This is a genomic window from Streptomyces sp. NBC_00820 (genome assembly GCF_036347055.1).
Taxonomy (GTDB): domain Bacteria; phylum Actinomycetota; class Actinomycetes; order Streptomycetales; family Streptomycetaceae; genus Streptomyces.
In genome coordinates this window covers 3,237,207-3,251,037 of sequence record NZ_CP108882.1, presented here as the reverse complement: position 1 = coordinate 3,251,037, position 13,831 = coordinate 3,237,207, and the positions used below count along the sequence as shown (strand labels likewise).

The following is a 13,831-nucleotide window of genomic DNA, read 5'->3' as shown; positions in this document are numbered from 1 at the left end:
GGGAGGACCCACAGCCAGGTCGGCCGGCCGGTAACCTCGATCACGGGGATTCCGCCGGCCGACCAGGTCGGCCGGCGGGCGGGAACGATCTGTGTTCGGGACGACGGGGGAGCGGCACCATCATGATCGGGGGGAACGTGGTGCTCGCCGCTGATCGCGGCGATCTGGCACAGCCGGGCAGGCTCACCGCGCTGGAGATCTGCGCCGGGGCGGGAGGCCTCGCGCTGGGTCTCGAACGCGCGGGCTTCGATCCCGTGCTGCTTCTCGACAACCGTCCGATCGCGTGCGAGACCCTGCGTGCCAACCGCCCGGGCTGGGACGTTCGTGAAGTGGATCTCGCAGCCTTCGATCCCGCGGAGGATCAGCAGGTCTACGATGTCCAGCTGCTCTCGGGTGGTCTGCCGCGGGTGAAGTCCCCGGCGACTGCCACCCGCACCAGAGGCGACGACGCGGAGCTCGCGGTACTCGGGGCCGCGGTGGACTTGATCTACGGAGTGCAGCCGCGTGCAGTCCTCCTGGAGAACGTGCCCGACCTGGTGCGGAAAGACGAGTACGAACCGATCCGCGCGTCCGTCGCGGAGGAGCTTGGCCACCTTGGGTACCGATTCCGGTGGCACGTCCTCAACGCCAAGGACTTCGGCGTCCCGCAGAGCCGAGAAGTGGGCCTGCTCGTCGCTTTCAAGGACGATCTGATCGAGCGATTCGAGTGGCCCAAGCCGCACCAGGGGCCCCCGCCGACCGTCGGACGGACTCTGCTGGACTCCATGGGGGAGCGGGGGTGGCCCGACGCCGCCAGGTGGGCTGCCCAGGCCGATGTGATCGCCCCCACCATCGTCGGCGGCTCCTGGGATCGCGGGGGAGCGGACCTCGGCCCGACCGGCGCCAAGCGGAAGTGGGAGCGTATCGGCGTGGACGGGGTGACCGTGGCGGATCTGGTCCCAGGGGCCGACTTCTCCTGGAATCCTGTCGCCGGACGGAGCGGACGCGTTCCTCTTACCGTCGAACAGGTGGCCTTGTTGCAGGGCTTCCCTGCCGAGTGGTTCATCGCCGGTCGCAAGACGGCCCGCTATCGACAGGTGGGTAACGCCACACCTCCTCCTCTCGCGCAGGCGGTGGGCGAAGCGATCGCTTCAGTCCTGCGGTCCGGGGATCGGCGGTGATCCGTGGAGGGGTGAATGGTGAAGGCGGGATGGCATGCGTCGACCGGCCGATAGACTTCCCCACCATGACCAGCGCACCACCCGATCAGCCGCAACGGCTGCCTTGGCACATTGTCGACCTCTTCGCGGGGCCGGGTGGGCTGGATTTGGGGGCGGAAGTCCTCGGTATTCCGTCGATCGGCATCGAGTGGGACGACGACGCGGTGGCCACAAGGCTCGCCGCGGGCCTGAGGACCGTTCACGGCGACGTCCGTTTTTTCGGACCGGACCACCCCGACTTCAAGGACTGCACCGTGCTGGCAGGGGGACCCCCTTGTCAGACGTTCTCCATCGCGGGAAGCGGTTCGGGGCGCAAGGCTTTCGATCTCGTCACCGGATTCATCCACCGCATGCACGCTTGGTACACGCGTGAGAAGGCGGGGATGAACGGGGAAACCTGGGAGGACATCCAGCGCGAACTGGACAAGCTCGAAGACGAGCGGACCGGGCTGGTCCTCCAGCCTCTGCGGTGGATCTTCGAGGCGATGCTTCGTCCTCGCCACGAGGAGAACGAGCCTCGCCCGTTCGACGTGATCGTCCTCGAGCAGGTGCCCTCCGTCATCGAGGTCTGGCACGAGTACGAGAAGGTGCTGAAGGCTGTCGGGTATCAGACTTCGGCGAAGGTCTATCACACGGAGCAGTACGGGGTTCCTCAAACACGTCGGCGGGCAGTGCTCGTGGCACGGCATACCGAGATTCCCAAGGACTTCTTGGCCGCGACGCACCACCAGTACCGCAAGGGAGTGCGCGCTGGTGAGGTTGTGTCCGGTGGTCGTGAGCCCTGGGTGTCGATGGCTGGTGCTCTTCGGGACGTGTACGCGTGCGTGGAGGAGGCAACCCCGCGCACGATGCCGTTCTGCGTTGTGTCCAACTACGGCAGTGGCGGTGACCCCAAGGCTCGGGGACGTCGAGAATCCGACCAACCGTCCGCGACCATCACCGGTAAGTGGAAGCGTAACCGGATTGTGGGTCTGGACGCCCGAGAGACCGAGATGGAGCGCCTGAGCAACGAGGAAGCCGGCGTCTTCCAGACATTCCCCTACCGGTACCCGTGGCGGGGTAACGACCAGGCCCAACAGATCGGCAACGCGGTACCACCGTGGTTCGGTGTGCACGTGCTGAGCGCCGCTCTCGACCATGGCATCCCCCAGGACGCCAGGGGAGAACTCCTGCGCTGGCGATCGCGAGCGGGGGAGCAAGGCGTTCCTGCCGACACCGACACCGACACCGACACACAGGCCTGAGCCCGCCTCTTCACCCCTGGTGCATCCAAGGTGGCAGATTCTTGTCGAGGCTCACTCCTTGCCGCTGCTCGGGGACGGTGGGCGTCGGAGTGAGGTCTTCCTCCTCGTCCGGCACGCGGCCTCGACGGCGAAGCGGAGCCTCGGCCAGGAGCTTGTCGAAGAGGGGCACGAGTGCATCGACCGCCCCGGCCTGCACTCCACCGTCGTCCGGCCCGTCCGGCAACCTATCCCAGCGAACCGGCGCCGCTTCCTCCGCTGCGGCGATCCAGTCGTGGAGCTCCTCCACGAGCGGGGAAGCGTCGGGAGCCAGGACGTCGTAGACGAGTGTGCTGCCGGCGGCGTTGACGGCGGAGGAAAGCGCGTTGACGTGATCGCCCGGGCGCGGCGTACCGGACGAGAACAGCCGGTCGAAGACGCGTACCAGGGCCTGCGCGGTCGGCCGGTGGTCGATGACATCCAGACGCAGGGTGGTGTTGAGGACGTCCTGGACAGCGCAGGCGATCTGCACGGGGCGGTAGTCGGGCCCGTCCCGGAAGAGCTCGGCGACCCACCACAAGCGGGAGAAACACTGCGTGTAGTGCGGTCCGCAGAAGCGGGAACTCTGCGCGATCTCCGCTCCCTTGTGGCGCCAGACCACGTAGTCGGGAGCGACGAGCATCGCGATATGGTTCCACAGCCTGCGATCGCCGGCCTCGGAACGCGTCATGCGGAGGGTGGCGTGCAGGCGAGGAGCGAGCCAGCCGTCGGCGGCGCTGCGCTCGTCGTCGAATCGCGTCATGGCTTGCTCGACGAGCTCCCGAACGGGCGCGCTGCGCCATCGGGCCGCGTTGTCCGAGAAGGACGTGCTCGCCTTGCGCAGAACCACTTGGGGCGGGTTCTCCTGGCCTGCCTGCATGCCACGACTCAGATGCTTGGCGACGGCCGAGTCGGGCAGCAGGCCGAGCACCTCGGGGACGTCGAAGGGTGCGCGACGCGACATCAGTCGGTGCTCCTCTCGGCGCGGTCGACGGTGCGCACCGCGTGCGTCAGTTTCTTCGCGATCTGCGCGCGGCGACCGGACGCGTACTGGATGCCCGTCTGCAGTTCCGACCATCCGAAGCCCTTCGCGCGGCGTTCGTTGATCTCGTACAGCGCGTCGGTGAGCTGTCGTCCGGGCAGCACGTCGGGCAGCATCGTGCGCAGTACCGCCTCACGCCACCCCGTGGGCATCACCGGGGTGCCGTCCTCGTCGGTTTCCAAGTCACCGGCGGCCGTGTGGAACATCGCGGTCCATGCGTCCTGGGCGATCTGAGAGGCGGTCACCTCGCGGACCACCCGTTCCGTCGGACTGCCACCGCGGCCCCTCAGTACCTCCATCAGGCCCTCGACTGCCCCGGTGTTGAGGTAGACCGTGGGCATGTCACCGGCGGTCTCGACGATCCACGGAGACTCCTTGAAGGGGCGCAACCACGGGTGCGGGCCGTCCCGGAAGTCGACTTCCACGATCTCGATCTCTCGTTGCCGGACCGGCGTCGTCTCCTCGAGATCGATATACCAGTCGTCCTCCGCGGAGCCAACGAGGCGGCCCGGGACTCCGTCCACGGTCGCCACGACCAGCAGAGACAACGTCGCACGCCGTAGGTGGGCGACGCGCGACAGGGCGATCGACCCGGTCATGGGACCGTCCATGGCAGGGCGGAGCCGGGCGGTCGTGCGAGCGTTGGTGGCCTTCTCGGTCAGAACCGCCAGGCAGCTCACGTCCTGCCAGGGGCCGTCCCGCACCTCGGCTTGCGGAAGGGTCACGCGGAGGTCCAGAACCGCTGCCTCCCAGCCCGCGCGCCCGGATTGGTGCAGGGCGACCACACGCTCCGTGGGCGAGACCTTCGTGTAGGGGAGGGGTTTTCCGTCCACAGCGACCGAGACGACGTCGCACGACACATCGCCGAGGAGCGTGGGATAGGGGAACACCGGCTTCACGCCGCACCTCCACGGGCCTTGGGCACGTCCACCGCGAGTCGGGCGTAGCCGCCCCGGACCGGATGGCTGGCCGGGTTGGTCACGCCGCTGAACACCGCCGTGCGAACACCGGGCTCGATGACGATCGTGCCGTTCTTTGCGCGGCAGGTCTCGGATCCGACGAGCAGTTCCCACTCCACGGAAGGCCGGCCGCCCGAACGCACGTCGAACTTTGCGACCGGAGCCAGCACCCAGGGGTCCTCGGCGTCCGGCAGTCTCAGGTGGACGGTGACGTGCCATGCCCCACGGTCGTCGATGCGGGCCTCGACGTTGCGCACCGTCGGGAAGGACTGGGCCCGACGGCCACCCGCCCCCGCACCTGTGTCGAGCTTCAGAAGCTCTCGCAGCGCCGAGGGTCCGCCGCTGCGCGTGACGTCCCGCTTGCCCACGAGCGAGCGAACCGTCTGGTCGATGGCCGACCGGAACTCCTTCAGCCGTGCCAGAGCCCCCCGTTGGTAGGTCGTCGTCAACTCCTCGGTGCGATCCCACCGATCGTGCTCGGGCGGCTCGGAAGCGCGCAGGAAGGCCTCGGCCAGTGCCACGTCTTCACCGGCCCTACCCGTCGCGTATCCGGCGAGCAGGACGGCCTGGAAGGACGGAGTGCCGAGAGGCAGGTCCCGCGGACGCTGCTCGGTGATGGTCATGCGATTGCCCCGCATGCAGATCACTTGGTTGATGCGCGTGTCGCTGTCGTCGGCCGGGGTGAGTAGGAGTACGGCCTGATGTTCGCGCCCCTTGTCACGGGGCCGCCCCTGATCCTTCAACGGCGATACGACCAACGGGACGTCGGCGCGGACCACTTGGTCTGCGGCCGTCAGCTCTTCGACGGTCTCTCCGTCAAGGTATGCCTGGAGAGCACGGCTGAGCGCCGGGTGATGGGCATGCGGGTCGACCTGCTGTTCGGGCAGATAGGTCTCGCCGTTGCGCAGGGTGGTGACGCGCGCTTCGAGCAAGGGTCCGGCGGTTCGGCCTCCGATCATCGCCGCCCAGAAGTCGTCGGCGAGTGACCGGACGAGCTTGTCGTGCATCTCCTGGAGTGTCTCGGTGGCTCCGGATGCGTCGTACGCGCCCACGATGAGGAAGGACGTGCCGGGCTCCTTGCCGGAACGACGCAGGTGGAGCCTGCGCAGTGTTTCGTCGTCCGCCCACCAGGAGCGGGAGATCCCCTCGTGTTCCGGTTCGGTGTCCGGCTCGCCGAGCCAGGCCGGCCCCGCGAAGGCCTCACCGGCCACCTCGTGCCAGGGCAGGTCCAGGCGCCCGACGACCCGACCGGCGGTGCGTCCCTCGTGTGGCTCCGACAGCGTCGAGTTGATCAGCACGAGGCCGAAGCGGCTGGTCGCCCAGAGAGTGGCCTTGCCGAGGCCGTACGAGCCGCCCGCTCGACCGGCCGTGACCTTGTGACTGTCCAGTTGACGACGGACGACCGCGGCGAACCGTCCGTCGCTGTACTCCGGCCCCGTGAGGCCCGCCGCGTTGTAGTCGTCGATCCGCAGGAGGCGCAGCCTTCGCTCCTGCGAGAGATCGCTCAACGCGGAGCGAAGACTTCGGGAGACCTTCTGGTTGCCACGCGAGGACTCTTCGTAGTGAGCGACCAGCTCGCCCCAGTGCAGCGCGTCGAGGAAGGCGTCGAGGTGCGCTCCGTCCAACTCGTGCAACGTGTAATGGACGCGAACCGGTGAGCGGACGTCACAACGCTCGTCCAGAGAGTTCTGGGTCGCCTCGCGTGCCAGCACCGAGAGATCGGCGTCGAACGCGAACGCGGCGGCATTGCCGTACTCACGGCCACCGTCGGTGTGCGCCGGCCGGTGGTGCCAGCGGATCGGTCGACTGATCGGTACGTCCGTCGTGCGCGTCACGACGGAAACGAGGTCCGTACCCAGGATCTCGGCGATGCGGGCCTTGGTCTCCTCGCGAGGCTCGGCACGACCGTTGATCCACGCGGAAACGGCGGCGCGGGTCTTGTCCAGTTTGTTGGCCAGGTCGGCCTGCGACATGTCGGTCCGCTGCAACTGACGTCGCAGCCAGGGACCGAAGGCCTCGCCGTGCGGGGAGTGTGGTGCCGAATCCGGCATCGTGCGTCATGCCTCCTGCCCGGGGATCCCCCCCCGCCGTGCGTCAGCGTGGATCGCACAGGTTAGCAGCTTTTTGACGAAGGTGAGCATGTCAAAAATAATCTGACAGCCGTTCCGTGAAGGCGCGATCGCCGATTACGCGCCTACGGTTCCGGCCCGGCGCGTCGTCACGACGGCGAGAACGCGAGCGGCGGCCACGGCAGGATCCTCGTGTTCCCAGACCCGTACGGACAGCCAGCCGGCCGACGCTAGCCGTTCGTCGGTATCCCGATCTCGTCGGCGGTTTCCCTCGATCTTCGTACGCCAGAATTCCGCGTTGCTCTTCGGCCAGGTGGCATGCTCCGGGCAGCCGTGCCAGAAGCATCCGTCCACGAACACGGCCACTTTCGCCGGGCCGAAGAGCACGTCGGCCTCACGCCTGACGCCCTTCAGGGGCTTGCGGTGAACCCGATACCGCAGCCCCGCCGCGTGCAGAGCCCGGCGCAATGTCATCTCGACTTCCGTGTTCCGGCTCTTCTGTAGGCGCATCCGGGCACGGGTCTCGGGTGTGGTCTCCACCGTCTGTCGCGTCTTTCTCTTCCACCCTCAGGCTATGCCCCGTGGCACTCCCCATAGCCCCGCCCCGACCCACACCAACAAGCAGCCACCCGCTCCGGCGGCCAAGCCGCAGCGCGCCCCCGGGCCGCCAAAGTCGTCGCGTACTGGGGCAGCAAGGTCGTGTCCTCCGGGGAGGCGCCCTCCGAGGCCGCGAAGGCCTCGTAGGAGGGGACCGTGCCCGTGACGATGCCCAGGTTCGGGGTGCCGGAGGTGGAGAGTTCGCGGAGGGAGGACTCTATGGTCGCGAGGTGCTCGGGGTGGGAGGGGTACTCCGCGGTCAGGGTCGGGTACGCCGAGAGGAGTTCCGTCAGTTCGGTGGCCGGCCAGTGCAGCATCGCCACCGGGAACGGGCGGGACAACGCCTCGCGGTAGGCGCCGAGTTCCGCGCGGAGGCGGGAGATCTCCGCCTCCAGCTCCGCCGGGTTGTCCGAGCCGAGGGACCATACGCGCTTGGGGTCGTGGAGTTCGTCCAGGGAGACCGGCGAGGTGTGCAGGGTGTCCGCCAGGGTGTCCCAGTCGTCGTGGGCCAGGCCCAGCATGCGGCGGACCCGGTGGCGGCCGTAGAGGAGGGGGTGCGTCGCGTGCGGGGGCTCCGCGGCGTCCGTCAGCAGCAGGCGCGCCGCCTCCGTGTACGTCTCCGCCGCCGCCTCCAACTCGTCGTGGGCCTCCAGGGACTCCGCGACGATCACCCAGGGGGCCGGGTCGTGCGGGGCGGACATGCGGATGCCGTCGATGATCGCCCTGGCCTCCGCCTCGTGGCCGTACTCCCAGAGGTTCGACGCCTTCAGGGCGCGGACCAGGTGGGGGTTCTCCAGGGAGGCGTCGTCGGCCAGCAGGCGGTCGTAGAGCGCGGACGCGGCGGGGCGGTCGCCGGAGAGTTCCAGGTGGGCCGCGGCTCGCAGGAGCAGGGCCTCGGTGTCCTCGGGGTACAGGCCGGCGGTCCGCTCCAGGCGTGCCGCTTCGGCGGTGTGGTCGACGTTCTCGGCAGGCGTGTCGGGGCGCATGGGTGACACCGTACTGCCGAGGGGTGACAGAGGAGGAGGGGGCGGCTGATCGTCCGCGCTCGCCTGCTCGGTGGTCCTCGTTGTCATGGGCGTTCCTGGGGTTTTGCGGGATCGGGCACCGTGTGCACGGCCTTCGCCACCCCTACCCGTTCGCCTTCGCCGCTATCCCGCCGGCACTTTCTTGTCCGTCCGTCCGCCGTTCCTCGCTTTCCCGCAGAACCCCCACGCACACCGCCCCGAGCGCGGCCAGTCCGGCCGACACCGCCATCGCCACGTTCGCGCCGCGTGCCAGGTCGCCGCCCGAGGAGGTGACCAGGGCGATGGTGAGGGCCACGCCCGCGCAGGAGCCGATGTAGCGGAAGGTCTGCTGGGCGCCGGAGCCCATCGCGGCCCGCGCGGGCGGTACCGACTCCACCGACAGCAGGGGGAGCGCGGCGTTCAGCAGGCCGCTGCCCACGCCGCCGATCAGCAGGCCCGGCAGCAGTCGTACCCACGAGCCCGAGGCTGTCGCGCCGAGCATCGTCAGGGCGCCCGCCGCGTGGAGGAGGAAGCCCACGGCCAGTTGCCGGCGCGCGCTGATCCGGCCCGCCAGCCGCTTGGCCTGGAGGGCCACCGTGAAGGACAGGCCGGACCACAGCAGGAGCAACCAGGCCGTGTTCATCGGGGTCAGGTGCAGGGTCTGCTGGAGGAGTGCCGGGAGGTAGCTGAAGAGGCCGATGACCGTGAGGCCGGTGAACAGGCCGCCCGCCGAGGAGGCCAGGAAGCGGGGCCGGCGCAGGAGGGACAGGTCGATCATGGGGGTGCGGGCGCGGCGTTCCAGCAGGGTGAAGAGGGTTCCCAGAGCCACTGACGCCACCAGCAGCAGGGCGACCGGTGTGCGCAGCCAGCCGTCCCGGCCCAGGGTCAGCGCCGCCACCAGGGCCACCAGCGCTCCGCCGAAGGTCAGGGCGCCGGGGATGTCGGGGCGGCCGCCCCGGGGTGCCTTCGACTCGGTCAGCGGGCGCAGGCCGAGCGCCGCCACCAGCAGTGCCGCCGCGCCCAGGGCGCCGTACGCCACCCGCCAGGACGGCATCGCGCCGGCGATCAGCGGGCCCGCGGCTATGCCGCCGCTGACGAACGCGCCCCACACGCCGGTCGCGTGGAGGCGGCCGCGCGGGGTCGGGAACGCCGCCACCAGCAGGCCCAGGCTGCTCGCCAGGATCGCCGCGCTCGCCGCGCCCTGGGCGACGCGGGCCAGGGTGAAGAGCCAGGTCGAGGTGGTCAGGCCGCCCAGGGCCGTGGTCAGGCCGAGGGCGAGCGTGCCGGCGAGGAAGACGCGGCGGCGGCCGTAGTCGTCGGCCAGGCTGCCGGCCACCAGCAGCAGGGCGGCCAGACCCAGCGGGGTGCCGTTCAGCAGCCAGGCCTGGGCGGAGAGGGGGGTGTGGAGGGCGGCGGCCGTGTCCGGGAGCGTGACCATCGGGGCCGTGTACGTCATCAGGGCCACGGCGGTCGCCGCGCTGGTCAGGGCCAGGGTGGCGCGGGCGTGCGCGGGTGGTGGGAGCGGCGCGGGCCGTGGGGGCGTGCCGGCTTCGGGTGCCTTCGCGGTCACCCTCGCGCTCTTGAGGGTTCTTTCATTGAACCTAGCCATGCTTCGCAGCCTACCCGAGTGAGTTCATTCATTGAACCTCTCGGGCGGGAATGGTTACAGTGGACGGCATGGCACTGGGCAAGGACTACGCGACGCAGGAATGCTCGATCGCCCGCGCGCTCGAGGTCGTCGGTGAGCGGTGGACGCTGCTCGTCGTCCGCGACGCGCTCTACGGCGTACGGCGCTACAACGACTTCCTCGTCCACCTCGGCATCCCCCGCGCCGTCCTCTCCGCCCGGCTTAAGGCGCTCACCGAGGAGGGCATCCTCGAGAAGCGGCGGTACCAGGAGTCGCCGCCGCGCGACGAGTACGTCGTCACCGAGCGCGGCATCGCCCTGTGGCCCGCGCTGCGGGCGCTGTCGCGCTGGGGGCGGGAGAACTTCCGGACGGCCCAGTTGCGGTACTTCCGGCACGCGGAATGCGGAACGGAACTCGGGTCGTACGGCGAATGTCCCGCGTGTGGAACCGTCGTACCCGTTCCGGACGTTGTCATGGTGCCGGGACCGGGACTCGATCCCGACCCGGCGGATCCGGTCAGCCGGGCGCTGCTCAGGCCGAAGCGGCTCTTGGAGCCCCTGCAGACCGATCCGGTATAAGTGAGCGGTCGGAGAACAGCGCGTCGGGGGAGGTGAGTCGGTGATGGTCCGCAGTCGTGCCGCCGTGGTGCGTCCCGCCGCGTTCCTGCTGGTCCTGATGCATCTGCTGCTGCTCCAGGTCGTACTTCTCGACACCGGCAGCCTCTCCGCCACCGTCGCGCTCGCCGCGACCGCCGCGGCCGGTTCCGCGCTCGCCGTCTCCTCGCTCGTCACCGCCCGCTGCGCGCCCGCCGTCCCACCCACCCGCGTCCGTACGGCGATACGCGACCGGGACCGGCGTACGGCCTTCCTGCCCCAGCGCGACCCCGACGCCTCGGGCCGCCGCCGGCCCCGGGCCCCCGGACACGCCCTCGCGACGACCTGCGCGTAGGGCATTCCGTGTCATCTCACTGAGCCAGAGCCGCCACCCCGGCCCACCGGCTCACACGCGTACCCCCGCGCGGGTCGTCATGCCGCCCCGGCACACCGCCCCGGTGTCACCCGGCACGACGCGCCCCAGCACGGAGGTCCCCGCCATGTCCGTTTTCGCCCGCCTGGTCGAGCAGCTCGCCGACCTGCTCCAGCCGTTGTTCCACGCCTCCGCGGCAGCCGCCGCCATCGTTGTGTTCACCGCGCTCGTACGACTCCTCGTGCATCCCCTGTCCCGGGCCGCCGCCCGCGGCCAGCGTGCCCGGGCCGAACTCCAGCCGAGGATCGCCGAACTGCGCACCCGGCACGCCAAGAACCCCGAGCGGTTGCAGAAGGCGGTGCTGGAACTGCACCGGGAGGAGAAGGTCTCGCCGTTCTCCGGCATCCTGCCCAGCCTGCTCCAACTGCCGGCCTTCTTCGTCCTCTACCACCTCTTCTCCCACTCCGCGATCGGCGGCGAGCGCAACGGACTGCTGACGCACGAGCTGTTCGCCGCGCCGCTCGGCGGCCACTGGGCCGACGCCGTCGCCGGCGGCGGGCTGTTCGGCGCGGCCGGGCTCGTCTACCTCGCCCTCTTCGCCCTCGTCGCGGCCGTGGCCACCTTCAACTACCGGCGTACCAAGCGGACGATGGCCGGGAACCCCCTCACGGTCACGGTCGGTGACGGGGGACCGGTGCCGGGGCTCGGCGCGGTCGGCAAGGTCATGCCGTTCATGTCGTTCTTCACGCTCGTCACCGTGGCGGTGGTGCCGCTCGCGGCCGCCCTGTACGTCGTGACCAGCACGGCGTGGAGCACGGTGGAGCGGGCCGCGCTGTATCGCTGAGCCGTTCCGGGAGGGCGCGCCCGGTGACGGTCCAATACGTGAACGGGGTCTTGCGGACTGAATGACTGGATCGGAGGATCGGTCAGTCCTCCGATGACCGCACCACATCGGCGGCCGGCCGGGCGGCGCCCGCGAGCGAGGGAGAAGTGACGGACGATGAAGCTGCTGCGAGTCGGTACGGCCGGAGCGGAGCGGCCCGCGCTGCTCGACGCCGGGGGGACCCTGCGTGATCTGTCGGGCCTGGTGGCCGACATCGACGGCACGCTCCTCGCCGACGACGCCGCGCTCGGCCGGATCCGGGCGGCCGAGGAGGCCGGTGAGCTGCCCGCGCTGCCAGCAGCGGACGCGGCCGCGCTGCCTGCTCCGGGCGTGGCCGGGCTGCGGATCGGGCCGCCGCTCGCCCGGATCGGCAAGATCGTCTGCGTCGGGCTCAACTACCACGACCACGCCCGGGAGACCGGCGCGGAACCGCCCGCCGAGCCGATCGTCTTCCTCAAGGCGCCGGACACGGTCGTCGGCCCGGACGACACCGTCCTCGTGCCGCGCGGGTCGGTCAAGACCGACTGGGAGGTGGAGCTGGCCGTGGTCATCGGGCGTACGGCTCGCTACCTGGAGTCGGCCGAGCAGGCGCTCGCCCATGTCGCCGGGTACGCGGTCGCGCACGACGTGTCCGAGCGCGAGTTCCAGATCGAGCGGGGCGGCACCTGGGACAAGGGGAAGAACTGCGAGACGTTCAACCCGCTCGGACCCTGGCTGGTGACGGCCGACGAGATCGCCGACCCGCAGCGGCTGTCGCTCCGGCTGTGGGTGAACGGCGAGCTCAAGCAGGACGGGACGACGGCCGAGCAGATCTTCCCTGTGGGTGAAGTCGTGCGGTACGTCAGCCAGTTCATGACCCTGTACCCCGGTGACGTCATCAACACCGGTACTCCCGCAGGGGTCGCGCTCGGACGACCCGAGCCGAAGCCGTACCTGCGGGCCGGAGATGTCGTCGAGCTGGAGGTCGAGGGGCTCGGGCGACAGCGGCAGGAGTTCAAGGACGCGTAGGGCTCCGCCCGCGGCCAGGGGGTAACGCGGCCGGGCGTCCGCCGGCCGCGGGTGGTTCCCGGGCGGGGACGGTTCCCGGGCGGGGCCTCCGCCGACCGTGGGGGTTTCTGGCCGTGGCGTCCGCCGACCGCGAGGATTTTCGGCCGCGGCGTCCGCCGACCGCGGACGGTCGGTGGCCGGCCGTGCGGTTCCCCGCGCCTTGCCGGGCGGTACCGCTCACCCCAGCAGGTGTGCGAGCTTCCGCCATGCCTCGCGCGGGAGGTCGTCCGGTGCGCCGTCGTCGATCACCTGGAGGGCCACGTGGTCCGCGCCTGCCTGGAGGAAGGCGTCGACGTGGTCGCGGACGCGGTCGTCGTCGCCCCATGCGTACAGCGCGTCGATCAGGCGGTCGCTGCCGCCGTCGCGCAGGTCCTCCTCGGTGAAGCCGAGGCGCAGGAAGTTGTTGGTGTAGTTGGGGAGCGAGAGGTAGAAGGCGAGGTGCTCGCGGGCGAGGGCGCGGGCGCGGGCCGGGTCGGTCTCCAGGACGACCCCGAGCTCCGGGGCCAGCAGCGGGGCCGCGCCCAGGAGCGCGCGGGCCTGGGCGGTGTGCTCGGGGGTGGTGAGGTAGGGGATCGCACCCAGGGACCGGTCGGCGGAGAGCGCCAGTGCCTTCGGGCCGAGGGCCGCGAGGACCCGGCGCCCGGCCGGGACGCCGGCCCCGTCCAGCGCGTAGAGGTAGGCGACGAGTGCCGACAGCGGGCGCCGGTACTGCTCCGCGAGCTTGGCGTGGCTCATGCCGAGTCCGAGCAGGAAGCGGCCGGGGTGGGCGGCTTCCACCTCGAAGTAACCGCCCGCACTGGCCTCGGCGTTGTGCTGCCAGATGCTCGTGATGCTGGTGGCGGCGATCAGACGGGAGGTCGACTCCAGCAGCGGCAGGGCGTTGCGGGGCGCGCTGCTGCCGCCGAGCCAGGCGGTGCCGTAGCCGAGCTCCTCCAGTTCCGCGGCGGCCTCGGAGATCTCGCCGCGCCGGGCCGGGTCGTCCGAGCGCAGCCCGATGCTCCAGACGCCGTACCGGCCGATCGCTTCCTTGCTGATACCCGCGCTGCCCGTACTGCCCGCGCTGTCCGCCGACTCGCTCATCGGGGCCCTTCCCTCCGGTCCGGTGCGTGCTGTGCCGTCCTGATCGTCCGGCACGCACCTCCCGACCGGAGGGAGCCGCGCGGTAATCCCCCGCTCGGG

Annotated in this window: 13 protein-coding genes; 6 read left to right on the top strand and 7 right to left on the bottom strand. The window is 70.5% G+C overall.

What is annotated here, in order from left to right:
- The first annotated feature begins 122 nt into the window (after positions 1-122).
- Entirely contained in the window at positions 123-1,160 is a 1,038-nt protein-coding gene (locus OIB37_RS14750) for a DNA cytosine methyltransferase (RefSeq protein ID WP_330458050.1), read from the top strand.
- A gap of 65 nt (positions 1,161-1,225) precedes the next feature.
- Entirely contained in the window at positions 1,226-2,443 is a 1,218-nt protein-coding gene (locus OIB37_RS14745) for a DNA cytosine methyltransferase (RefSeq protein WP_330458049.1), read from the top strand.
- A gap of 10 nt (positions 2,444-2,453) precedes the next feature.
- Here OIB37_RS14745 and OIB37_RS14740 read toward each other — a convergent pair whose 3' ends face one another.
- From OIB37_RS14740 to OIB37_RS14715, 6 genes are all read right to left on the bottom strand, one after another.
- Entirely contained in the window at positions 2,454-3,422 is a 969-nt protein-coding gene (locus OIB37_RS14740) for a DUF6339 family protein (RefSeq protein WP_330458048.1), read from the bottom strand.
- Entirely contained in the window at positions 3,422-4,399 is a 978-nt protein-coding gene (locus tag OIB37_RS14735) for a hypothetical protein (RefSeq protein ID WP_330458047.1), read from the bottom strand. The genes OIB37_RS14740 and OIB37_RS14735 overlap by 1 nt, the downstream gene beginning before the upstream one ends.
- Positions 4,396-6,510, bottom strand: coding sequence for a helix-turn-helix transcriptional regulator (locus OIB37_RS14730; RefSeq protein WP_330458046.1), 2,115 nt, complete (start codon positions 6,508-6,510; stop codon positions 4,396-4,398). Before OIB37_RS14730 ends, OIB37_RS14735 begins: the two co-directional genes overlap by 4 nt.
- 135 nt (positions 6,511-6,645) lie before the next feature.
- Complete coding sequence (locus OIB37_RS14725) at positions 6,646-7,068, bottom strand: very short patch repair endonuclease (RefSeq protein WP_330458045.1); 423 nt, start codon at positions 7,066-7,068, stop codon at positions 6,646-6,648.
- Positions 7,069-7,100: 32 nt separating this feature from the next.
- Complete coding sequence (locus OIB37_RS14720; protein WP_330458044.1) at positions 7,101-8,111, bottom strand: SEC-C domain-containing protein; 1,011 nt, start codon at positions 8,109-8,111, stop codon at positions 7,101-7,103.
- A gap of 142 nt (positions 8,112-8,253) precedes the next feature.
- Positions 8,254-9,738 carry an MFS transporter gene (locus OIB37_RS14715; protein ID WP_330458043.1) on the bottom strand — a complete coding sequence of 495 codons (1,485 nt, stop codon included), beginning with the start codon at positions 9,736-9,738 and terminating at the stop codon, positions 8,254-8,256.
- A gap of 68 nt (positions 9,739-9,806) precedes the next feature.
- On the opposite strand from OIB37_RS14715, the gene OIB37_RS14710 reads away from it, so the two are divergent.
- The 4 genes from OIB37_RS14710 to OIB37_RS14695 all read left to right on the top strand — a co-directional run bounded on the left by OIB37_RS14710 (position 9,807) and on the right by OIB37_RS14695 (position 12,613).
- On the top strand, positions 9,807-10,334 hold the full coding sequence (locus OIB37_RS14710) for a winged helix-turn-helix transcriptional regulator (protein ID WP_330458042.1): 528 nt from the start codon (positions 9,807-9,809) through the stop codon (positions 10,332-10,334).
- Between the two features lie 43 nt (positions 10,335-10,377).
- Positions 10,378-10,704: a DUF6412 domain-containing protein gene (locus tag OIB37_RS14705; protein ID WP_330458041.1), complete on the top strand. Its 327-nt coding sequence runs from the start codon at positions 10,378-10,380 to the stop codon at positions 10,702-10,704.
- Positions 10,705-10,849: 145 nt separating this feature from the next.
- Positions 10,850-11,566 carry a YidC/Oxa1 family membrane protein insertase gene (locus tag OIB37_RS14700; RefSeq protein ID WP_330458040.1) on the top strand — a complete coding sequence of 239 codons (717 nt, stop codon included), beginning with the start codon at positions 10,850-10,852 and terminating at the stop codon, positions 11,564-11,566.
- 156 nt (positions 11,567-11,722) lie between these two features.
- Positions 11,723-12,613: a fumarylacetoacetate hydrolase family protein gene (locus OIB37_RS14695; protein ID WP_330458039.1), complete on the top strand. Its 891-nt coding sequence runs from the start codon at positions 11,723-11,725 to the stop codon at positions 12,611-12,613.
- A gap of 216 nt (positions 12,614-12,829) precedes the next feature.
- On the opposite strand, the gene OIB37_RS14690 is transcribed toward OIB37_RS14695, so the two are convergent.
- On the bottom strand, positions 12,830-13,732 hold the full coding sequence (locus tag OIB37_RS14690) for an LLM class F420-dependent oxidoreductase (protein ID WP_330458038.1): 903 nt from the start codon (positions 13,730-13,732) through the stop codon (positions 12,830-12,832).
- Between the last annotated feature and the right edge of the window lie 99 nt (positions 13,733-13,831).